We start from the raw sequence: 21876 nt of genomic DNA on the forward strand, positions 1-21876 counted from the left end.
AGCGTAGGCGGACAAGTGATCACTGCCTCCACCTTGGGGAGTACGAGGGGCGGGCGGGGATCGCCCCTCCGGTTGACCCCTGCACCTATCCGGTGTCCCTACTCTGGGTTACGTGCAGCGTCTCTATGACTTCCTCCGCAGACACCCGATGTGGGTCGACGGCTTCTGGGCCCTTGTCCTGCTCGGGCTCTCCAGCGTGAGCGCGGTGGCCGTCGAAGGGACGCCGGACCACCACGGATCGCTCGGCGCCGCGCTGGCGGTGTCCGTCGTCCTGTGCGTGACCGTCGCGCTGCGCCGCCGGATGCCGGAGAAGATGGTGCTGCTCGCGGCGGCGGCGGGCTTGGCGCAGTTGATCGGCAACGTCGAGACGCTGGTCGCCGACTTCGCCATGCTGGTGATCGTCTACACGGTCGCGGCGATCGGCGCCCGGTGGGCCTCCCGGTTCGCGCTGGCCGGCGGGATGTGCGCGGCGACCTTGGCGCAGATCCGCTGGCCGGAGGAGCGGGCGAGCGCCTGGGGCCAGATCGCGCTGGCCGTCTTCCAGACGGTGCCGTTCGCGCTGGCCTGGGTGCTCGGCGACTCCATGCGCACCCGGCGCGCCTACTTCGCGCAGCTGGAGGAGCGCGCGGCCCGGCTGGAGAAGGAGCGCGAGGCGCAGGCGCAGGTCGCGGTCGCCGCCGAGCGCGCCCGGATCGCGCGCGAGCTGCACGACGTCGTCGCGCACAACGTCTCGGTGATGGTGGTGCAGGCCGACGGTGCCGCCTACGTCCTCGACGCCGCCCCCGACCAGGCGAAGAAGGCCCTGGAGACGATCTCCTCCACCGGCCGCCAGGCGCTGGCCGAGATGCGCCGCCTGCTGGGCGTGCTGCGCACCGGCGAGCACCAGGAGGGCGGCGAGTACGTCCCGCAGCCCGACGTCGAGCAGATCGAGGACCTGGTCGAGCAGTGCCGGGAGTCCGGTCTGCCGGTCGACTTCCGGATCGAGGGCACCCCGCGCCCGCTGCCCAGCGGCGTCGAGCTGACCGCGTACCGGATCGTGCAGGAGGCGCTCACCAACACGCGCAAGCACGGCGGACCGAACGCGGGCGCCAGCGTGCGCCTGGTGTACTTCGACGACGGTCTCGGCCTGCTCGTCGAGGACGACGGCAAGGGCGCCCCGCACGAGCTGTACGAGGACGGCGGCGTCGACGGACAGGGGCACGGCCTGATCGGCATGCGGGAGCGGGTCGGTATGGTCGGCGGCACGCTGGACGCGGGACCGCGCCCGGGCGGAGGCTTCCGCATCAGCGCCCTGCTGCCGCTCAAACCGGCGCACTGACCGCCACCGCACGCCCCCTGTTGACACCTGTCACGCCCCCACGGAAGACGGAAGAGGACCCCGATGACGATCCGCGTGATGCTCGTGGACGACCAGGTGCTGCTGCGCACCGGATTCGGCATGGTGCTCGCCGCCCAGCCGGACATGGAGGTCGTCGCCGAGGCGGGCGACGGCGTCGAGGCCCTCCAGGTGCTGCGGGAGACCCCCGTCGACGTGGTGCTGATGGACGTGCGCATGCCGAAGCTGGACGGGGTGGAGACCACCCGCCGCATCTGCGCCGGGCCGAACCCGCCCAAGGTGCTGATCCTGACCACCTTCGACCTGGACGAGTACGCCTTCTCCGGGCTGAAGGCGGGCGCGTCCGGCTTCATGCTCAAGGACGTGCCGCCCGGTGATCTGCTCACCGCGATCCGCGCCGTGCACAGCGGCGACGCCGTCGTCGCCCCGTCCACCACGCGCCGGCTGCTCGACCGGTTCGCGCCGATGCTGCCCACCGCCGGGCAGGGCCCGCAGCACAAGGAGCTGCAGCGGCTCACCGAGCGCGAGCGCGAGGTGATGACCCTGGTCGCGCAGGGCCTGTCGAACGGCGAGATCGCCGCCCGGCTGGTGCTGTCGGAGGCCACCGTGAAGACGCACGTGGGCCGCATCCTGACCAAGCTCGGCCTGCGCGACCGGGTGCAGGTCGTGGTCCTCGCCTACGAGACGGGGCTCGTCCGCGCGGGCGGCCGCGGCTGAGGAGCGAAGCGGGGACGTGCGGCTCCGCCAGGGTCTACAGTCGCCCGCATGCTGCTGTGGATCAACGGCCCCTTCGGGGGCGGCAAGACGCAGACCGCGCACGAGCTGCGGCGCCGACTGCCGGGCAGCGTGATCTGCGATCCCGAGCACGCCGGCTTCGGGCTGCGCCGGATGTTCCCGCCGGAACTGCGCGGTGACTTCCGCGAGTTGGCCGCCTGGCGGCAGGGCGTGACCGAGGTCCTCGACCAGGTCCTCGCCCGGCACGACGGCGACGTGATCGTCCCGATGACCGTGACCGACCCCGGCCACTTCGCCGAGACCGTCGGCCGGCTGCGCGAACGCGGACACGACGTACGGCACTTCACCCTCCTCGCACAGCGCGAGACCGTACTGCGGCGGCTGCGCGAGCGCGGCTTCGGACGCGTTCTGCGGTACGCCGCAGGCAAGCGATCGGGTCCGGCCAGGGAGAGCTGGGCCGTGGAACAGCTCGACCACTGCCTTGAGCGGCTCGCCGAACCGGAGTTCGCCGAGCATCTGTGGACCGACCACTCGACCGTGCCGCGGACCGCCGAGCGGATCGCGGTCCTGTCCGGGCTGACCCTGCGGCCCAACACGGAGGGCGCGCTGCGGACCCGGCTGCGGCAGGCGGGCGTGGGCATCCGGCACATCCGCCTCGACTGACCGGGGGGCGCCGAACGCAGGGGGCCGCTGAACGCAGAGGGGCCGCCGACCGCGGCGCACCGCGCCGCCCCCGGCGCAGGGCGCTCGCCGAGAAGCCCCTGCCGCAGGGCGCTTCCCAGGAAACCCCTACCGCAGCACGCTCTCCAGGAAGTCGCTGCCCAGCCGGGCCACCGTCGTCACGTCCAGCTGGTGGTAGACGTACCGGCCGCGGCGTCGGGTGGTGACCAGGCCCGCCTTCTTCAGCACGCTCAGGTGCCGGGATATCTCGGGCGCGGACATGCCGTGCGCGTGGGTCAGCTCGCTGGTGGTGAACGCGCTGCGGGCCAGGCTCCGGCACAGCCGCATCCGCACCGGATGGGACAGCGCGGACATCCGCAGGGTCAGCTGCTCCACCGAGAGCGGCGCGGCCAGCTCCGCCGGGCCGACCGGGTAGTGCAGCACGGGGTGCCAGCCGTAGCGGTGCAGGACCATCAGATGCGGCCGGCCCAGGCTGGTCGGCACCAGCAGCAGGCCGCCGGCCCTGGTCGCCGTACGCCCCTCGCCGAGCTTGTCGACGGTGATCCGGCCCGCCGTGTCGTCCAGCGCCAGGGCGGGCGAGACCGCGGCCAGCGCCTCGGCCAGGCCCTTGTGCCGCAGCAGCTCCGTCTTGTGCCGGGCGTCGGCGGCCAGTTGGTGGCGCAGCCGGGACCAGGTCTCCGCGAAGAAGGCCTCGTCGCAGTCCGTGAGGAACTGCCGCAGCCAGGCCCGGATGCGCGGCGGGTCGGTCAGCAGCCGCTCGGTGAAACGCACCTGCTGCGGCCCGCGCGCGGCGGCCAGCTCCAGGGCGCGGCGGCGCAGGGCCGTATCGGAGAGCGGGCCCGGACCGGGGTGGCTGTAGGGCAGGGCGCAGGTGAACTCCAGGGCCGCGTCCACGAACTGCTCGTCGGAGAGCTTGTCCAGCAGATCCAGCTCTTCGGCGAGGGTCGCGCCGGGCAGCGCGGTGGCGCCGGGGATGCCCGCGTACGGCAGGAACAGGTCGGAGAACGTCGTCCGCCACAGGAAGTCGGCCTCGCACATCCGGTCCGCCAGGTGCGAGTCGAGCCGGGCGGTGACGCCCGTGACCCAGCCCTGGAGCCCCGGGTGGTGCTGCGGCTCGGACAGCGTGTGCAGCGCCATGCCCAGCTCGGCCAGGGGGGAGGGCACGACGGCGACCTGGTCCGGCCGCAGTCCCGCGATGTCGATGCGCACGCTCATGAACCCATGGTGCACGCCCCCACTGACAACGCCGCCCCGATTGACGGCCCCCGTCAATCGGGGCGACTCGGACCGGCCCACGGGCGCAGGCTGGGACCACCGGGGCGGCCGGCGAGACCCCCCGCCCCCGGACTTCCCTTCCCGTGCCCTCCCGCGGCCCGAGACCTGCGACGCACCGGTCGCCGTCCCGTGGTCCCGTCGCCCCGCGGTCCGCCCGGGCACCCGTCCTCCACCCCCGGAAGAGGCTTCGGCATGAGCATCACCCAGCAGTACGCCCTCGACGTGTACCGCGCCCGGCAGCACGGCGAGCCGCTCCCGCCCGCTCCGGGCCGCCACGACTGGCAGGTCGTGCGCGAACTCGGCGAGTACCGGCGGTTCCGCGCGGTCCTGGCGGGCCGCCCCGCCCACGGCCGGCTGCGGCGACCGCGGGCCGGGCGGCTGCGGGGCCTGTGGTCCAGGTGGGCCCACCCGCACCCGCGCTCGCCCCGCTGACCCCCGGCCCGCGCCTGCGCTCGCCCCGCTGACCCCGCCCCGCACCCGCGTTCGCCCCGCTGCTCCCGGCCCACACCCCGCCGGAACCGCCCGCCGGAACCGGCCGCCGGGCGACGGCCCGCCTACGCGCCGCCCGCGCGCCCCGTCTCCTCCACCAGCCGGGCGGTGAACTCGGCGACCGCCGCCCGTACGTCGTCCGCCGTCCACTCCAAACCGGCCGCGCGCACGGAGACCTCGGTGCGGGCCAGTCCCGGGCCGCCGGGTTCCCAGGCGTCGGCGAACAGCATCGTCCCGGTCTCCTCGGCCGTCCGGACCGCCGCCCTCGCGACCACGTCCGGTTCGTACGGCAGCCAGAGCTGGAACTCGTGGGTGTGCGGGACCTCGGGGTGCACCCGCGCCCAGGGCAGGCCGGCCGCCGCGAACCCCTCGCGCAGCGCGGCGGCCACCACGCGCGCGTGCCGCACGTACTCCGGCAGCCGGGGCAGCTCCTCGGCGAGGCCGATCAGCGCCGACAGGGCCGTCGGGAACTGCTGGAACACCGCCCCGCCGTACCGGTGCCGCCAGGCCCTGGCCTCCTCGGCCAGTTCCGCGGGACCGGCGAGGGCCGCGCCGCCGTAGCCGCCGAGGGACTTGTAGAACGACACGTAGACGCTGTCGGCCAGGTCCGCGATCTCCGTCAGCGGACGGCCGAAGTGCACGGTGGACTCCCACAGGCGCGCGCCGTCGAAGTGCACCACCGCCTCGCGCTCGCGCGCCGCCTCGACCACCTCGGTCAGCTCCTCCCAGGCGGGCAGGAGGAAACCGGCGTCCCGCAGCGGCAGCTCCAGCATCAGCGCGCCGAACGGCTCGTCCAGGCCGCGCACCTCGGCGGCGGTCGGCAGCCGGGACTCCCCGGTCACCCGCACCGGGCGCAGCCCGCCGACCTGGCTCAGCGCGTGCCGTTCGTGCACCTCGGGGTGGGACAGGGCGTGCAGCGCCACGGCCGGGTTCCCGGTCCGGGCCGCCCAGCAGCGCAGGGCGACCTGCTGCGCCATCGTGCCGGTCGGGAAGAAGACGGCGGCCTCCTTGCCGAGCAGTCCGGCGACCTTCTCCTCCAGGGCGGCGACGACCCCGCCGCCGTACATGTCGGACGCCTCGTCGAGGTCGTACACCTCCGCCGCCCGGTCCAGCAGCGCGATCCGCTCCCGGAGCGTGCCGAGGAACCCGGGGCGCGAGAGCACCCGCTCCGCACTCCGGGACGCGCCCACGCGCCGGTCCCGGAGCCGCTTGCGCCGCTCCTCGTCCGACGGCCGCTCCGCGTCGTCCGTCCGGTCGTCCTGCTCGGGGTCTTGTTCCGCCGTGTCGTCCATACCCCGGATCATCCCGCGCGCCGGCGTACGCGGGCACCCGCATTTCCGCGCCCGCGCAGCGTGCCGAAGCCCACAGCCTGTGGACGGCCGGACGCCCGCGGACCCGATAGCGTTAACATGACGAGAAATCGTCCGGTACCCGGAGCGGACTGGAACGGGAAGGCCACCGTCGCGTGAGTAGCAGCCAACAGCCAGATCCCAGGGACCGCCCCGCGCGGCTCACCGTCGGCGTCGTCGGCGCCGGCCGGGTGGGGCCCGCGCTCGCCGCGTCCCTCCAGCTCGCCGGGCACCGCCCGGTGGCCGTCTCGGGCGTCTCCGACGCCTCCCGGCGGCGCGCCGAACTGATGCTCCCCGACGTGCCCCTGGTGTCGCCCGCCGAGGTCCTGGACCGCGCCGAGCTGGTGCTCCTGACCGTCCCCGACGACGCCCTGCCCGGCCTGGTCGCGGGCCTCGCCGAGACCGGCGCCGTACGGCCCGGCCAGCTGCTCGTGCACACCTCCGGGCGGTACGGCGCGAGGGTGCTCGACCCCGCCCTGCGCGCGGGCGCGCTGCCGCTGGCCCTGCACCCGGCGATGACCTTCACGGGCACCCCCGTGGACGTGCAGCGGCTGGCCGGCTGCTCCTTCGGCGTCACCGCCCCCGAGGAGCTGCGCATGGCCGCCGAGGCCCTGGTCATCGAGATGGGCGGCGAACCGGAGTGGATCGCCGAGGACCGGCGCCCGCTGTACCACGCGGCGCTCGCCCTGGGCGCCAACCACCTGGTCACCCTGGTCGCGCAGGCCATGGAGCTGCTGCGCGAGGCAGGCGTCGAGGCCCCCGACCGGATGCTCGGCCCGCTGCTCGGCGCCGCCCTGGACAACTCCCTGCGCTCCGGCGACGCCGCCCTCACCGGCCCCGTCGCGCGCGGTGACGCGGGCACGGTCGCCGCGCACGTCGCCGAACTGCGCCGGTACGCCCCGCAGACCCTCGCCGGCTACCTGGCGATGGCCCGCGCCACCGCCGACCGCGCCCTCGCCGCCGGCCTGCTCAAGCCCGAACTGGCCGAGGACCTGCTGGAGGTCCTCGCCGACGGCACGACCGGCGGCCCGGGCACGGGCGGCCCGGACACCGCCGGCCGCGACTTCGACGGTCCGGACGGCCCGGACGGCGACGGTCCTGACAGCGACGGCCCGGACGCCGGTCAGGGGGGTACCCGATGACCCGCGCGGGGCACTCGGCAGGCACCGGCGGCCGTACGGGACGCCCGACGGGCCCCGGCCGCCGCCGCGCGGGAGCCGCCGCCCCGACCCGCACCGCCCCGACCCGCACCGCCGCTCCCGCGCCGACCGCGTACGCGACGGCCCGGACGGCGCCCGAGAACGCAGCGCAGGGCCGCCCGGCGACACCGGCGCCCGAGAACGGAGACGCCCGATGACCACGACCCTGCTGCGCACCGCCGAGGAGCTGCACGCGCGCGTGCGCCGAGGCCGCCGGGCCGTCGTGATGACGATGGGCGCCCTGCACGAGGGCCACGCCACCCTGGTCCGGGCCGCCCGGGAGATCGCCGGGAGCGACGGCGAGGTCGTCGTGACCGTCTTCGTCAACCCGTTGCAGTTCGGCGCGGGCGAGGACCTGGACCGCTACCCGCGCACCCTGGACGCCGACCTCAAGGTGGCCGAGCAGGCGGGCGCCGACATCGTGTTCGCGCCCTCGGCGGACGAGGTCTACCCGGGCGGCGAACCGCAGGTCCGGATCACCGCGGGACCCATGGGGGAGCGCCTGGAGGGCGCCTCGCGGCCCGGCCACTTCGACGGCATGCTCACCGTCGTCGGCAAGCTGCTGCACCTCACCCGCCCCGACGTCGCCCTCTACGGTCAGAAGGACGCCCAGCAGCTCGCCCTGATCCGGCGCATGGTGCGCGATCTGAACTTCGGCGTGGAGATCGTCGGCGTGCCGACCGTGCGGGAGGCCGACGGCCTGGCCCTGTCCAGCCGCAACCGCTACCTCTCCGCGGCCGAGCGGCGCACCGCGCTCGCCCTGTCCCAGGCGCTGTTCGCCGGCCGCGACCGGCACGCCGCGCAGGAGGCGCTGCGCGCGCGGGCCCGCGAGGTGCCCGCCACGCGCGCGCGTGCCGAGGCGCTGAGCGCGCTCGGGGAGTCCCGCGCGGCGGCCGACGCCGCCGCCGTGGCCAAGGCCACCCCGGGCGCGGCCGCCGCCGTGCGGGCCGCCGCCCGGCTGGTCCTGGACGAGGCCGCCCGGCTGGACCCGCCGCTCGAACTGGACTACCTGGCCCTGGTCGACCCGTCCGACTTCACCGAGATCGACGACGACTTCACCGGCGAGGCCGTCCTCGCCGTCGCCGCCCGGGTCGGCGCGACCCGGCTGATCGACAACCTGCCCCTCGCCTTCGGCACGGGCGAAGCCCCCGGGACCCGGGAGGCGCACACGGCCTCCGGGCCCGGCTCCGCCCCCGTACCCCCCGTGTCCCCCGCGACCCACGAATCCCCCGGAGCCGCCTCGTGACCAGCACAGGCATACGACTGCACGCGCCCGAGCCCGGGTGGTCCATCGACGCGGACGTCGTGGTCGTCGGCTCCGGCGTGGCCGGCCTCACCGCGGCCCTGCGCTGCGCGGCGAGCGGCCTGGACACGGTCGTCGTCACCAAGGCCCGCCTGGACGACGGCTCCACGCGCTGGGCGCAGGGCGGCATCGCGGCGGCCCTCGGCGAGGGCGACACCCCCGAACAGCACCTGGACGACACCCTGGTCGCGGGCGTCGGCCTGTGCGACGAGGAGGCCGTACGGGTTCTCGTCACCGAGGGCCCCGACGCGGTACGGCGGCTGATCTCCACCGGCGCGCACTTCGACACCGACGACGCCGGCTCCATCCAGCTCACCCGCGAGGGCGGCCACCACCGCCGCCGGATCGCCCACGCGGGCGGCGACGCGACCGGCGCCGAGGTCTCCCGGGCGCTGGTGGAGGCGGTCCGCGCGCGCGGGCTGCGCACGATCGAGAACGCGCTCGTCCTCGACCTGCTCACCGACGCCGACGGCCGCACCGCCGGAGTGACCCTGCACGTCATGGGCGAGGGCCAGCACGACGGCGTGGGCGCCGTGCACGCGCCCGTGGTGGTGCTGGCGACCGGCGGCATGGGCCAGGTGTTCTCCGCGACCACCAACCCGTCCGTGTCCACCGGCGACGGCGTCGCGCTCGCCCTGCGCGCGGGCGCCGAGGTGTCCGACCTGGAGTTCGTGCAGTTCCACCCGACCGTGCTCTTCCTCGGCCCGGACGCCGAGGGCCAGCAGCCGCTCGTCTCGGAGGCCGTGCGCGGCGAGGGCGCCCACCTGGTGGACGCCGACGGCGTGCGCTTCATGGTGGGCCAGCACGAACTGGCCGAGCTGGCGCCGCGCGACATCGTCGCCAAGGGCATCACTCGGCGGATGCTGGAACAGGGCGCCGAACACATGCTCCTGGACGCCCGGCACTTCGGCGCCGAGATGTGGGAGCACCGCTTCCCGACGATCCTGGCCGCCTGCCGGGCGCACGGCATCGACCCGGTCACCGAGCCCATCCCGGTCGCCCCGGCCGCCCACTACGCCTCCGGCGGCGTGCGCACCGACTCCCAGGGCCGCACCACCGTGCCCGGCCTGTACGCGTGCGGGGAGGTCGCCTGCACCGGCGTGCACGGCGCCAACCGGCTCGCCTCCAACTCCCTGCTCGAAGGGCTCGTCTACGCCGAGCGGATCGCCGCCGACATCGCGCGCGAGCGCGCCGCGGGCGCCCTGCACGCGCGCGTGCCGCAGCCCGCCCCGCGCGCCGAGCGGCCCGCGCACCCGCTGCTCGCCCCGGAGACCCGGTTCGCGATCCAGCGGATCATGACCGAGGGCGCGGGCGTCCTGCGCTCCGCCGCCTCCCTGGCCGGCGCCGCCGACCGGCTCGACGAGCTGTACGCACAGGCGCGCGGCTCCCTCGCCGAGGACGGCAAGACCGCCGAGCCCGGCGTCGACACCTGGGAGGCCACCAACCTCCTGTGCGTGGCCCGCGTCCTGGTCGCCGCCGCCCGGCTGCGCGAGGAGACCCGCGGCTGCCACTGGCGCGAGGACCGCCCCGAGCGCGACGACGCGCACTGGCGCCGCCACATCGTCGTACGGCTGAACGCGGACCGGACGCCCGACGTGCACACCACCGACACGGCAGACTTCCCCCCGACCCGCCCCGCGGCCCCCGCGGCCCGCCGTCCCCAGGAGCAGTGACCCAAGTGAGCACCGAAGACCTTCCCCTCGCCCCCGCCGGCGGCTGCGGCGACGGCTGTGCCTGCGGCGCGGACGCCGACGAGGAGTACGCGGAGTGCGGGCTCGACCCCGCGCTCGCCCAGCTGCTGATCGACGCCGGACTCGACCCGATCGAGGTCGAGGACGTCGCCAACGTCGCCATCCAGGAAGACCTGGCGCACGGGGAGGACGTGACGACCGTCGCGACCATCCCCGAGGACGCCGTGGCCACCGGCGACTTCACCGCGCGCGAGGCCGGCGTGGTGGCCGGCCTGCGGGTCGCCGAGGCGGTCCTGTCGGTGGTGTGCACCGACGAGTTCGAGGTCGAGCGGCACGTCGAGGACGGCGACCGCGTCGAGGCCGGCCAGAAGCTGCTGTCGGTCACCACGCGCACCCGCGACCTGCTGACCGCCGAGCGCAGCGCGCTGAACCTGCTGTGCCGCCTGTCCGGCATCGCCACCGCCACGCGCGCGTGGGCGGACGTCCTGGAGGGCACCAAGGCGAAGGTGCGCGACACCCGCAAGACCACGCCGGGCCTCAGGTCGCTGGAGAAGTTCGCCGTCCGCTGCGGCGGCGGCGTCAACCACCGCATGTCGCTGTCGGACGCCGCGCTGGTCAAGGACAACCACGTGATCGCCGCCGGCGGCGTCGCGGCCGCCTTCAAGGCCGTGCGCGAGGCCTTCCCGGAGGTGCCGATCGAGGTCGAGGTCGACACCCTGCACCAGCTGCGCGAGGTCGTGGACGCCGGCGCCGACCTGATCCTGCTGGACAACTTCACGCCCGGCGAGTGCGAGGAGGCCGTGGCCGTCGTCGACGGCCGGGCGCTGCTGGAGGCGTCGGGCCGGCTCGCCCTGGACAACGCCCGGGCGTACGCGGAGACCGGCGTCGACTTCCTGGCCGTGGGCTCCCTGACGCACTCCTCGCCGATCCTGGACATCGGCCTGGACCTGCGCGAGGCGGAGTAGGGCGGCCATGCTCCTGACGATCGACGTAGGCAACACGCACACCGTCCTCGGGCTGTTCGACGGGGAGGACATCGTCGAGCACTGGCGCATCTCCACCGACGCCCGCCGCACCGCCGACGAACTGGCGGTGCTGCTCCAGGGCCTGATGGGCATGCACCCGCTGCTCGGCGAGGAACTCGGCGACGGCATCGACGGCATCGCGATCTGCGCCACCGTCCCGTCGGTGCTGCACGAACTGCGCGAGGTGACGCGCCGCTACTACGGCGACGTGCCGGCCGTCCTGGTCGAGCCGGGCGTCAAGACGGGCGTGCCGATCCTGTTCGACAACCCCAAGGAGGTCGGCGCCGACCGCATCATCAACGCGGTCGCCGCCAACGAGCTGTACGGCGGCCCGGCGATCGTCGTGGACTTCGGCACGGCGACCACCTTCGACGCGGTCTCCGCGCGCGGGGAGTACGTCGGCGGGGTCATCGCCCCCGGCATCGAGATCTCCGTCGAGGCCCTCGGCGTCCGGGCGGCGATGCTGCGCAAGATCGAGGTGGCCCGGCCGCGCAGCGTCATCGGCAAGAACACGGTCGAGGCGATGCAGGCGGGCATCGTCTACGGCTTCGCCGGCCAGGTCGACGGGGTGGTGAGCCGCATGGCCCGCGAACTCGCCGACGACCCGGACGACGTCACCGTGATCGCGACCGGCGGCCTGGCGCCGATGGTCCTCGGCGAGTCCACGGCCATCGACGAACACGAACCCTGGCTGACCCTGATCGGCCTCCGCCTGGTCTACGAACGCAACGTCTCCCGCACCTGACCACCACCCTCGGCCCACCGCCGTCGGCCCACCCGCCCTCGGCCCACCCGCCCTCGGCCCCGCACCCCTCGGGGCGGGACCGAGGGCGCCCCGGCGGTCACGCCCGCGCGCCCGGCACACGAGGCCGCCGTCCTGTGACCGGTCGCCCGGCCACGGGAGGCGGCATGCACGCACGCGTGGGAGGCGATCCGCGGCGACAGCCGCCATGCCGCGCCGGTGACCCCGCCGGCCGCGTCCGCGAGGCCGACGGCGGACGGCGCACCCGCGCGCGAGGCGGCCCCGGTCTCCCGCCCGCCGCCGCGGTGCAGGCCCGCCGCCCGCCGCCGACCTCAGGGCATCTGGCGGCGGCCCCCAGCGCGTCCACCGGACCGTCGTCCGAGGGCGCTCGCGCTTTCCCGGCGGCCCGGCGGGGACACCCGCGCAGGGGGACGTGGACCGCACGTGTCATAGTCGCGCGCCACGTTCGTCGCTTATGTCGAATTTGTCTGATTAGCGCGTATGGTCGGCCCATGCCCACGCCATACGGAACCCGCGGCAGCATCGCCTTCGGCGCGGAGGAGCTGCGTGTGCTCCGCCGCGCCCTGGCCGTCGCCCTTCATCTGCGTCCCGCCCGCGCCGAGGACCTGCAGGACTGTCTCCGCCTCGCCGAGTCGCTCGACGAGGCGATGCGCGAGGGCGCCCGGCTGCGCGCGTTCCTGTTGGCCGACCTGGCCCGCTACCGCGCCGCCCTGCCCGGCACGGCCGTCGGGTACTTCGCCCTGCTGCGGGAGGCGCTGGACGCCGGTCACCGGCCCGGCCCCGACGACCTCGCCGCCCTGCGCGCCCTGCGCGGCAACCCGACCGCCGCCGCCCTCCTGCGCCGCTGCGGCGCGTGGACCGGCGGCCCCTCGGTCCCGGCCTCCCGCAGCCCCCTGCGCCCCGCCCCGGCGCCCGACGCGGCGCGCACCCCCACCCGTGCCCCGGCCCGCTCGCCGCTCGCGGTCCTGCCCGCCGCCCGGGCCGGCCGGAGCGGCGGCGAGCCCGCCAAGAAGCCCGCGCCGAAGCCCGCCGAGCGCCCCGCCCGGCCCGCTCCCGCCCCGCCCGGCCCCACGCCCGCCCCCGGCGGCCCGCAGCCGGGACGCCGCCCCGTGCCCACGCCGGGCGAGGTCTTCCCGCGCCGCAAGCCGTCCCCGCCCGCCGGCGAGCCGCAGCAGCGGCTCGCCGCGGTGTGACGCCGAGGGCCACCCCGCCCCTGTTTGTCCGGTAGGCGTGGCTACCCTGGTGCCATGGACTACGTCGCCGCACTCGTTCCGCCGGTCGTCATGGCCGTGTTCTTCATCGCGCTGGTCCGGGTGATCGTGAAGACCCAGGGCGGTGCCGCCAAGGCCAAGGAGGACGCGGCCGTCGACGCCGCCCTCGCGCGTACGCAGGCCGGCCAGGGCGCCGCCTCCACCGAGGCCTGACACAGCGGCGCACCGCACCGCCGGGACCGCCGTACGGCCGGCCGGATCGCCGCACGGCCGGTCCGGCGGTGAGCGTATGCATGCACGCGCATGCCCGCACACGCCGTGCCCGCCCGCACACGCCGTGCCCGCCCGCACATGCACGCACGCGTGCGCACGTCCCGCCCCCCTGCACGCCCTCGCACCCCGACCCGCGACCTTTTTGTCCGTGTCTGCCGACAAGCTGCACGTCCGGCACGCCATGGGACGGTTTTCCTACTAAGGTCGGAGTCGTGCCTCGCCCATTGGGAGAACTCGAGAACGCGGTCATGACGCGGGTGTGGAAGTGGAACCGCCCGGTGACCGTTCGAGAAGTCCTGGAAGACCTCCAACAGGAACGGTCGATCGCGTACACCACGGTGATGACCGTTTTGGACAATCTCCATCAGAAGGGCTGGGTGCGCCGCGAGGCCGAGGGGCGCGCCTATAGATATGAGGCGGTGTCCACTCGGGCCGCCTACGCCGCCGCACTGATGAACGACGCCTGGTCGCAGAGTGACAACGCCGCCGCCGCTCTCGTCGCCTTCTTCGGCATGATGAGCGAGGAACAGCGACGGGCCCTGCGCGACGCCGTAAGGATCGTCGAGGGCACCACGGAAGCCGAGGCGGAGCCCCCCGCCGAAGTCACGGGCGGAGTTCCGGATACCGCCCCGGCCGCGGACGTCTCCGAAACCGGCGGACAGAACCCCGGCTCGGCGCCCGGCGACGGCGGGCGATAGCGTCCGCTCATGTCCGCAGAGCGTTCCGAAGTCTCCGCAAAAGCCATCACCGTACGGCGGGCCCGCACCGGCGATGTCCCGGCCGTACGCCGACTCCTGGACGACTACACCCGGGACCGCATCCTGCTCGACAAAGCGACCGTCACGCTTTACGAGGACATCCAGGAGTTCTGGGTCGCCGAACGGGACGACAACGCGGAGGTCGTCGGCTGCGGCGCACTGCACGTGATGTGGGAGGACCTGGCGGAAGTGCGCACGCTCGCCGTCCAGCCGGGACTGCGGGGCGCCGGCGTCGGGCACCGGCTGCTGGAGAAGTTGCTCCAGACCGCGCGTTGGCTCGGCGTTCGCCGCGTATTCTGCCTGACCTTCGAAGTCGAGTTCTTCGGCAAGCACGGCTTCGTGGAGATCGGTGAGACGCCCGTCGACACCGATGTCTACGCGGAGCTGCTGCGTTCCTATGACGAGGGCGTCGCGGAGTTCCTCGGTCTCGAACGAGTGAAACCGAACACCCTGGGCAACAGCCGGATGCTTCTGCATCTGTAGATCGGCAAGGCGGCCCGAAGGGTGTCTATGTCCGAAACGCGCATGTTTCCGGGTGTAGTCGGGGGGTCGGGTCTTCCCCAGGGGTTTGTGTTTTTTCCGCAAACGCGGTTTGCTTTCCGGCGTAGTGCAGTACTGCATATAACAAGGGGCAGTGGCTAAACGGCGGACGCCGACCAACCCCGGCCCGCACGTTATGGATGAAAGGAAATCCGGTGGCACAGAAGGTTCAGGTCCTTCTTGTCGACGACCTCGACGGCGGCGAGGCGGACGAGACCGTGACGTTCGCGCTGGACGGCAAGACGTACGAGATTGATCTCACCACCGCCAATGCGGACAAGCTCCGTGGCCTTCTCGAGCCCTACCTGAAGAACGGCCGGCGTACCGGTGGCCGTGCTTCGGGCGGCCGTGGAAAGGCGCGCGCCGCGTCCGGCAGCAGCCAGGACACCGCGCAGATCCGCGCCTGGGCGAAGGAGAACGGCCTGGAGGTCAACGACCGCGGCCGTGTTCCCGCGAGCATCCGCGAGGCCTACGAGAAGGCCAACGGCTGATCCCGCCCCTCTTGGACAGGCCCGACGGCCGGCGCCGGCCCACCGAGGGACCGGAGGGCGCCGGCCCGCCCGACGACCGGCCACGGATCCGCCGTCGTACGACGGCCACGACGGCCACGACGACGTCCCGCAGGCCGTAGCCCGCCCGCCGGGCGGGTCCGGGCCGGGTGCCCTCCCGGCCCGAGAGCCCACGGGCGGTGGAGCGGGTACGGGGGAGTCAGGTCCGTACCGGCCGTCGTCCGGCCGCCTCGCGCAGGCGGAGGCGGTGGCACTCCGTGGCCAGTGTGGTCACCAGGCGGACGAGGTCGGGGGCCTCTCCGCCGCCCCCCAGGGCCGACAGCGCCGGCAGCGACGGCTCGACCGCGCGGCCGGGCACCGGGGGCCGCACCCACACGGCGGCCCCCCGCCGCCCCGCGAACAGCACCCCGGAACCCACCGACGGCGCACCCACCACCGGTCCGGGCCCCTGCGCCCGCGACGCCTCCGCCGACGACCCGCCTCCGGGCGACCGCCGCGCCTCCGCCGGCAACCCGCGCCCCTGTGCCGGCAACGCACCCACGGATGTCCCGCCCCCGGCCAACGGCCGCGCACCCAGCAGCAGCCCGCCCCCCAGCGACGGCGGCGGCGCACCCACCGGCGCCCCGGCCCCCGGCGGCATGGGCGCGTCCATCAGCGTGCCGGCGCCCAGTCCCACCACCCCGGGGTCGAGCGCACCCCACTCCAGCCACTCCAGCAGCCCGGGCAGCTCCTCCGCGGCGCCCACCGCGACGGGCAGCCGCATCCGGTCGCCCTGCACGGCCGCCGGGGACCCGGGACCCAGATGGCGCAGCGCCGCGAGGCCCGCCTCCAGCGGCACGTCCAGCACGTCGAAGCGGTCGCCCACCACCAGCCGCACCGGAGAGCCGGGGGCGGTCGCCCAGCCCAGCGCTTCCTCGTACCAGCGGCGCACCCCGGCGTCGCCGTGCCCGGCGTCGGAGTCGGGCGGCCGACGGGGCGGCGGGAGCGGAACGGGGACCGTGGAAGGGCTGCCGACCATGCCGGGTGCAACCCCCGGGGCGGGTGAAAGTTACGCTGGGTGTCACACCGTGCGCGTATCGTGTCGAACGGGAAGGGGCGTGCGGCGCGGTCGGGGCGCAAAGTTGTTCGCCCATAGCGGAGGGGGAACCGGCGTGCGCCGCATGGAGTGTCAGTCCCAGCGGGTAAGAGATGCCTAGTGGGAGGGGGCGACACGCAGGACGCACCCGGGAAAAGGAGTCTCACGTTCGCCATCGGCGTACTGGCGACTGGGGTAACTGCCTGGCCTGCGGGAACATCGTCTCGCACCATCGGGTTGGGACATATGTCGGCGTTCGGGGTCAGGAGGCCATCGACGGTGTCGGCAGTTGGAATGAGCGGTCCCCGCTTGCGGGACTAAGCTGCGGAAGGACAGGGAGGGGAAGTTCCCCCCACTGCCTGACCGCTCTGAGGAGCGATTAACGATGTTCGAGAGGTTCACCGACCGCGCGCGGCGGGTTGTCGTCCTGGCTCAGGAAGAAGCCCGGATGCTCAACCACAACTACATCGGCACCGAGCACATCCTCCTGGGCCTGATCCACGAGGGTGAGGGTGTCGCCGCCAAGGCCCTTGAGAGCCTCGGGATTTCGCTCGAGGCGGTCCGCCAGCAGGTGGAGGAGATCATCGGCCAGGGCCAGCAGGCGCCCTCGGGCCACATCCCCTTCACCCCCCGTGCCAAGAAGGTCCTGGAGCTGTCGCTCCGCGAGGCCCTTCAGCTGGGTCACAACTACATCGGCACGGAGCACATCCTGCTCGGCCTGATCCGTGAGGGCGAGGGCGTCGCCGCCCAGGTCCTGGTCAAGCTGGGCGCCGATCTCAACCGGGTGCGGCAGCAGGTGATCCAGCTGCTCTCCGGTTACCAGGGCAAGGAGACCGCCACCGCCGGCGGCCCTGCCGAGGGCACCCCCTCGACGTCCCTGGTCCTCGACCAGTTCGGCCGGAACCTCACCCAGGCCGCTCGCGAGTCCAAGCTCGACCCGGTGATCGGGCGCGAGAAGGAGATCGAGCGGGTCATGCAGGTGCTGTCCCGCCGTACCAAGAACAACCCGGTGCTGATCGGCGAGCCCGGCGTCGGCAAGACCGCCGTCGTCGAGGGGCTGGCCCAGGCCATCGTCAAGGGCGAGGTGCCCGAGACCCTCAAGGACAAGCACCTCTACACCCTGGACCTCGGCGCCCTGGTCGCCGGCTCCCGCTACCGCGGTGACTTCGAGGAGCGCCTGAAGAAGGTGCTCAAGGAGATCCGCACCCGCGGCGACATCATCCTGTTCATCGACGAGCTGCACACGCTGGTCGGTGCGGGCGCCGCCGAGGGCGCGATCGACGCCGCCTCGATCCTGAAGCCGATGCTGGCCCGCGGTGAGCTGCAGACCATCGGCGCCACCACGCTGGACGAGTACCGCAAGCACCTGGAGAAGGACGCGGCCCTGGAGCGCCGCTTCCAGCCCATCCAGGTCGCCGAGCCGTCCCTGCCGCACACCATCGAGATCCTCAAGGGCCTGCGCGACCGGTACGAGGCGCACCACCGTGTCTCGATCACCGACGAGGCGCTGGTCCAGGCCGCCACCCTGGCCGACCGGTACATCTCGGACCGCTTCCTGCCGGACAAGGCGATCGACCTGATCGACGAGGCCGGTTCCCGGATGCGCATCCGCCGGATGACCGCGCCGCCGGACCTGCGCGAGTTCGACGAGAAGATCGCCGGTGTCCGCCGGGACAAGGAGTCCGCGATCGACTCGCAGGACTTCGAGAAGGCCGCCTCCCTGCGCGACAAGGAGAAGCAGCTCCTGGCCGCCAAGGCCAAGCGGGAGAAGGAGTGGAAGGCCGGCGACATGGACGTCGTCGCCGAGGTCGACGGCGAGCTGATCGCCGAGGTCCTCGCCACGGCCACCGGCATCCCGGTCTTCAAGCTGACCGAGGAGGAGTCCAGCCGTCTGCTCCGCATGGAGGACGAGCTCCACAAGCGGGTCATCGGCCAGGTCGACGCCGTCAAGGCGCTGTCGAAGGCGATCCGCCGTACGCGCGCCGGTCTGAAGGACCCGAAGCGTCCCGGTGGCTCGTTCATCTTCGCCGGCCCGTCCGGCGTCGGTAAGACCGAGCTGTCCAAGGCGCTCGCGGAGTTCCTCTTCGGCGACGAGGACGCGCTGATCTCCCTCGACATGTCGGAGTTCAGCGAGAAGCACACGGTTTCGCGTCTCTTCGGTTCGCCCCCCGGCTACGTGGGCTACGAGGAGGGCGGCCAGCTGACGGAGAAGGTGCGCCGCAAGCCGTTCTCGGTCGTCCTGTTCGACGAGGTCGAGAAGGCCCACCCGGACATCTTCAACTCGCTGCTGCAGATCCTGGAGGACGGTCGCCTGACCGACTCCCAGGGCCGGGTCGTGGACTTCAAGAACACGGTCATCATCATGACGACCAACCTCGGCACCCGGGACATCTCCAAGGGCTTCAACCTGGGCTTCGCGGCCTCGGGCGACACGAAGACCAACTACGAGCGCATGAAGAACAAGGTCTCGGACGAGCTGAAGCAGCACTTCCGGCCCGAGTTCCTCAACCGCGTCGACGACGTGGTCGTCTTCCCGCAGCTCACGCAGGAGGACATCCTGCGGATCGTCGACCTGATGATCGGCAAGGTGGACGAGCGCCTCAAGGACCGGGACATGGGCATCGAGCTGTCCCAGTCCGCCAAGGAGCTGCTGGCCAAGAAGGGCTACGACCCCGTCCTGGGCGCCCGGCCGCTGCGCCGGACCATCCAGCGCGAGGTCGAGGACACGCTCTCGGAGAAGATCCTCTTCGGCGAGCTGCGCCCCGGTCACATCGTGGTCGTGGACACCGAGGGCGAGGGCGACGACAAGACCTTCACCTTCCGCGGTGAGGAGAAGTCGGCGCTGCCGGACGTGCCGCCGATCGAGCAGGCGGCCGGCGGAGCCGGTCCGAACCTGAGCAAGGACGCGTAAGCACGCGCCCGGCCTGAACGGCGAGAAGGGGCCTGCCCCGGGACTTCAAGTCCCGGGGCAGGCCCCTTTCGCATGCCGTGCCGGGTCAGGACAGCTGGCCGTCGTAGTCGGGCAGCTTGAACGTCTTCTCGGCGTGGCCGCCGGACAGGTCGGTCGGGCTGTTGCCGATGTTCGCGATGATCGTGTAGCCGTCCTTCTCGATGGCGGCGCGCTGGGCCGTCTTGTAGGCGGCGACGTCCTTGAAGAGGTCCAGCAGGCCGCGGACGCGCAGCCCGGCGACCCGGTAGCCGTCGTGCTCCAGGTTCCACTCGGTGGGGGCCGCGATGACGCCCGGACGGGCGGTCACGAAGAACAGCGCGACGCCGTGCTCCTGGGCGTAGCGGGCGGCCGTCAGCACGGGCTGGTTGGCCGGCTGCGGGAAGCTGAAGCCGAAGTCGGTCTCCAGGGCCGTGTTGTCGATGTCCAGCACGACGGCCTGCTTCTCGCCGGGCCGGGCGCTCGCGATCCGCTCCCGCAGATACGGCAGGGCCTGGTCCATCACGGCCCGGCAGTCCTGCTGCCAGGTGTCGTAGCCGACCTTCCCGGACGCGGCGGCGGCCTCGGCGGTGCTCGCCGGCGTGGTGCGCGCCGTGGCGGCCGCGGGGGCGGCCGCGGGGGCGGCGGCCGGGGCGTCCGTGGCCGCCTGCGCGCCCACGGGGACGGCCAGCGCGGTCACGGCGACGGTGGCGACGGCGGTCATACCGGTGCGGCGCGCCCAGGTGCCTGTGCTCATGGGGGTCCTCTCGCGTCCTGACGGGATTGTTGTGAGCATGCTCGTCGCACAGGGTGGCGGGAGGGCGACCGATTGATTACCAGTCGGTAACCCTGCTGAGACGGGCGCCACATGAAGCCCGTCACAGAAGAGGGGGGTTCCACCCCTCTCCGTGGTGACAAGCGGCACAAGCGCCCCTGGCCGTACTAGGCGGCTTAGTGGGGGACAGGAACTAATAAATCGGACACTTAGTCCATCGAAATGGGATGCCATGGGGTCTCTACAGGGCTTTTGTCCCAATTGGGTGGAGTGTCAAGAGATCTGCGCCACTGTCCCCGATTACTAGGTTTCGTCGTAGTAGGGGTGTTTGAGGGCGGCTCTCCGGCGGGGTTACCAAGGTGGAGCCCGCCCGACGAAGGCATCAGGTCTTCCGGGTGGTTCATCTGTCCCCCACCCGTAGAGGTTTCGATGTTCCAGCGCGCCACGTCCCGTTCCGCCCGTCCGGCCAAGCTCCGCACCCGTGCCGCCGTCCTGGCCGCCGGCCTGGGAGTCACCGCCGCGATGGGCGCGGGAGTAGCGTCCGCCGCCGAGACCGCGGCGGCCCCGACCGCCACCGTCGCCAAGTCGGCCGCCGCCTGGGTCGACCCGGTGAAGCACTACACCCTCACCGCCAGCTTCGACCAGGGCGGCAGCCACTGGATGCACAAGCACAGCGGCCAGGACTTCGCGGTGCCGGTCGGCACCGAGGTCGTCGCCGCGCACGGCGGCACCGTCGTCAAGGCCGGCCCCAACGGCGGCGGCGACGGCCCGGCGTACGGCAACGCCATCGTCATCAAGCACGGCAACGGCACGTACTCCCAGTACGCCCACCTCTCGCGCATCGACGTGAAGGTCGGCCAGGTCGTCGCCACCGGTCAGCACATAGCCCTGTCCGGCAACACCGGCAACACCACCGGTCCGCACCTGCACTTCGAGATCCGCACCACGCCGAACTACGGCTCCGCGGTCAACCCGGTCGTCTTCCTGCGCGCCCACGGCGTGAAGGTCTGACCCGACCGCCCCCCAACGGAACGCGGCCGACGGCCGGCCGGCTCACGCACCGGCCGACCGGCTGACCGGCCAAACGTTTCACCCCCGTACCGCCGTCTGCTGACCCCAGCAGGCGGCGGTACGGCGTTTCCGCCCCCGGGCCGGCTGCCGCGTTCCCGTCCCCTGCCATTGCCCGACGTCCCCCGCCATCGCCCGACGTCCCCTGCCGTCCCCTGCCGTCGCCCGACGGCCCCCGGCGGGCCCCGTCAGCCCCCGTGCGACCCCCGGTGGGCCTGGGTCACCAGGTCGATGGCGACCTCCAGGACGGCCTTGCGCTTGTCGTCGGGGTCGCCTTCGAGGTCCCGCATGACGAACATGCCGGCGTGCAGCGTGAACAGGGCGCTGATGCAGCGGACCTGGTCGGTCAGATCGGAGTCCGGGTCGATGATGATCTCGCGCAGACCGCTCATCCAGTCCTTGAAGGTCTCGCCGATCCGCAGTTCCCGCACCGTCGCCTGGTTCTCCTGCATGAAGCGGAACAGCGGGGCGGCCCCGGTGAGCGCCTCGTCGTAGCGGCGGACGATCTCCTGCTTGGTCTCCAGGGTGTGCGGCTGCTGACCGCCCCATTCGATCAGGTCCCTGATCGGCTGCGTCAGATCCTCGAAGAGACTGACGATGATCTCTTCCTTGGTCTTGAAGTGGTAGTAGAGCGCCGCCTTGGTGACGTCGAGGCGCTCGGCGATCTCTCGCAGGGATGTCTTCTCGTAGCCCTGCTCGGCGAAGAGTTCGAGGGCCACGTCCTGGATGCGCTGGCGGGTGTTTCCGCGGCGCTGCTGCTTGGTGCCGTCCATCGTGCCGCCCATCCTCGTACTCCTCGCGCTTACCGAAAACTTACCTGCCGGCCGGTCGGCGAAAACTTACTTGACGCCCGGCTAGTGAACCTCTACCTTCCAGAGTGTAGTAACTTGCCGGG

Annotated in this window: 21 protein-coding genes; 16 read left to right on the forward strand and 5 right to left on the reverse strand. The window is 73.2% G+C overall.

What is annotated here, in order from left to right; translation table 11 throughout:
* Positions 1-112: 112 nt before the first annotated feature.
* From K7787_RS22570 to K7787_RS22580, 3 genes are all read left to right on the forward strand, one after another.
* Positions 113-1318 (forward strand): sensor histidine kinase, encoded by a 1206-nt coding sequence (locus K7787_RS22570; RefSeq protein WP_009189886.1) that lies wholly within the window; start codon positions 113-115, stop codon positions 1316-1318.
* 63 nt (positions 1319-1381) lie between these two features.
* A complete protein-coding gene (locus K7787_RS22575) occupies positions 1382-2053 on the forward strand; it encodes a response regulator (protein ID WP_009189887.1) in 672 nt (223 codons plus the stop codon).
* 48 nt (positions 2054-2101) lie between these two features.
* Positions 2102-2734 (forward strand): AAA family ATPase, encoded by a 633-nt coding sequence (locus K7787_RS22580; RefSeq protein ID WP_164390963.1) that lies wholly within the window; start codon positions 2102-2104, stop codon positions 2732-2734.
* 126 nt (positions 2735-2860) lie between these two features.
* Here K7787_RS22580 and K7787_RS22585 read toward each other — a convergent pair whose 3' ends face one another.
* Positions 2861-3967, reverse strand: a complete 1107-nt coding sequence (locus K7787_RS22585) for a DUF5937 family protein (protein WP_223002725.1) — start codon at positions 3965-3967, stop codon at positions 2861-2863.
* A gap of 252 nt (positions 3968-4219) precedes the next feature.
* On the opposite strand from K7787_RS22585, the gene K7787_RS22590 reads away from it, so the two are divergent.
* Entirely contained in the window at positions 4220-4459 is a 240-nt protein-coding gene (locus K7787_RS22590) for a hypothetical protein (RefSeq protein ID WP_223002726.1), read from the forward strand.
* 122 nt (positions 4460-4581) lie between these two features.
* Here K7787_RS22590 and K7787_RS22595 read toward each other — a convergent pair whose 3' ends face one another.
* On the reverse strand, positions 4582-5808 hold the full coding sequence (locus tag K7787_RS22595; RefSeq protein WP_223002727.1) for a threonine aldolase family protein: 1227 nt from the start codon (positions 5806-5808) through the stop codon (positions 4582-4584).
* Positions 5809-5981: 173 nt separating this feature from the next.
* Here K7787_RS22595 and K7787_RS22600 point away from each other — a divergent pair, with 173 nt between their 5' ends.
* The 10 genes from K7787_RS22600 (at position 5982) to K7787_RS22645 (ending at position 15119) form a co-directional block, all read left to right on the forward strand.
* Positions 5982-7007: a Rossmann-like and DUF2520 domain-containing protein gene (locus K7787_RS22600; RefSeq protein ID WP_164390969.1), complete on the forward strand. Its 1026-nt coding sequence runs from the start codon at positions 5982-5984 to the stop codon at positions 7005-7007.
* A 211-nt stretch (positions 7008-7218) separates the two neighbouring features.
* On the forward strand, positions 7219-8310 hold the full coding sequence (panC, locus tag K7787_RS22605) for a pantoate--beta-alanine ligase (RefSeq protein WP_223002728.1): 1092 nt from the start codon (positions 7219-7221) through the stop codon (positions 8308-8310).
* Complete coding sequence (locus K7787_RS22610; RefSeq protein ID WP_223002729.1) at positions 8307-10040, forward strand: L-aspartate oxidase; 1734 nt, start codon at positions 8307-8309, stop codon at positions 10038-10040. The genes panC and K7787_RS22610 overlap by 4 nt, the downstream gene beginning before the upstream one ends.
* 5 nt (positions 10041-10045) lie before the next feature.
* Positions 10046-11023 carry a carboxylating nicotinate-nucleotide diphosphorylase gene (gene nadC / locus K7787_RS22615; RefSeq protein WP_043261126.1) on the forward strand — a complete coding sequence of 326 codons (978 nt, stop codon included), beginning with the start codon at positions 10046-10048 and terminating at the stop codon, positions 11021-11023.
* 7 nt (positions 11024-11030) lie between these two features.
* Positions 11031-11828, forward strand: a complete 798-nt coding sequence (locus tag K7787_RS22620; protein ID WP_009189896.1) for a type III pantothenate kinase — start codon at positions 11031-11033, stop codon at positions 11826-11828.
* A 509-nt stretch (positions 11829-12337) separates the two neighbouring features.
* Entirely contained in the window at positions 12338-13039 is a 702-nt protein-coding gene (locus tag K7787_RS22625) for a serine/threonine-protein kinase (RefSeq protein ID WP_223002730.1), read from the forward strand.
* A 54-nt stretch (positions 13040-13093) separates the two neighbouring features.
* Complete coding sequence (locus tag K7787_RS22630) at positions 13094-13270, forward strand: hypothetical protein (protein ID WP_169439781.1); 177 nt, start codon at positions 13094-13096, stop codon at positions 13268-13270.
* A 308-nt stretch (positions 13271-13578) separates the two neighbouring features.
* Positions 13579-14028: a BlaI/MecI/CopY family transcriptional regulator gene (locus tag K7787_RS22635; protein WP_233359823.1), complete on the forward strand. Its 450-nt coding sequence runs from the start codon at positions 13579-13581 to the stop codon at positions 14026-14028.
* A 9-nt stretch (positions 14029-14037) separates the two neighbouring features.
* Entirely contained in the window at positions 14038-14571 is a 534-nt protein-coding gene (locus K7787_RS22640) for an amino-acid N-acetyltransferase (protein ID WP_009189900.1), read from the forward strand.
* A 212-nt stretch (positions 14572-14783) separates the two neighbouring features.
* The gene (locus tag K7787_RS22645) at positions 14784-15119 is read left to right on the forward strand and encodes a histone-like nucleoid-structuring protein Lsr2 (RefSeq protein WP_009189901.1); all 336 of its coding nucleotides are present in this window, start codon (positions 14784-14786) and stop codon (positions 15117-15119) included.
* A 217-nt stretch (positions 15120-15336) separates the two neighbouring features.
* On the opposite strand, the gene K7787_RS22650 is transcribed toward K7787_RS22645, so the two are convergent.
* The gene (locus K7787_RS22650) at positions 15337-16155 is read right to left on the reverse strand and encodes an SCO3374 family protein (protein WP_223002731.1); all 819 of its coding nucleotides are present in this window, start codon (positions 16153-16155) and stop codon (positions 15337-15339) included.
* A 442-nt stretch (positions 16156-16597) separates the two neighbouring features.
* Between K7787_RS22650 and K7787_RS22655 the strand changes: the two genes are divergently transcribed.
* Positions 16598-19123: an ATP-dependent Clp protease ATP-binding subunit gene (locus K7787_RS22655; protein WP_009189903.1), complete on the forward strand. Its 2526-nt coding sequence runs from the start codon at positions 16598-16600 to the stop codon at positions 19121-19123.
* Positions 19124-19208: 85 nt separating this feature from the next.
* Here K7787_RS22655 and K7787_RS22660 read toward each other — a convergent pair whose 3' ends face one another.
* Complete coding sequence (locus K7787_RS22660) at positions 19209-19895, reverse strand: HAD family acid phosphatase (protein ID WP_223002732.1); 687 nt, start codon at positions 19893-19895, stop codon at positions 19209-19211.
* A 447-nt stretch (positions 19896-20342) separates the two neighbouring features.
* On the opposite strand from K7787_RS22660, the gene K7787_RS22665 reads away from it, so the two are divergent.
* A complete protein-coding gene (locus K7787_RS22665) occupies positions 20343-20924 on the forward strand; it encodes a M23 family metallopeptidase (RefSeq protein WP_009189905.1) in 582 nt (193 codons plus the stop codon).
* A 245-nt stretch (positions 20925-21169) separates the two neighbouring features.
* On the opposite strand, the gene K7787_RS22670 is transcribed toward K7787_RS22665, so the two are convergent.
* Positions 21170-21766 carry a TetR/AcrR family transcriptional regulator gene (locus tag K7787_RS22670; protein ID WP_164388965.1) on the reverse strand — a complete coding sequence of 199 codons (597 nt, stop codon included), beginning with the start codon at positions 21764-21766 and terminating at the stop codon, positions 21170-21172.
* Positions 21767-21876 lie beyond the last annotated feature (110 nt).

The sequence above is a fragment of the Streptomyces sennicomposti genome, assembly GCF_019890635.1.
Taxonomy (GTDB): Bacteria; Actinomycetota; Actinomycetes; order Streptomycetales; family Streptomycetaceae; genus Streptomyces; species Streptomyces sennicomposti.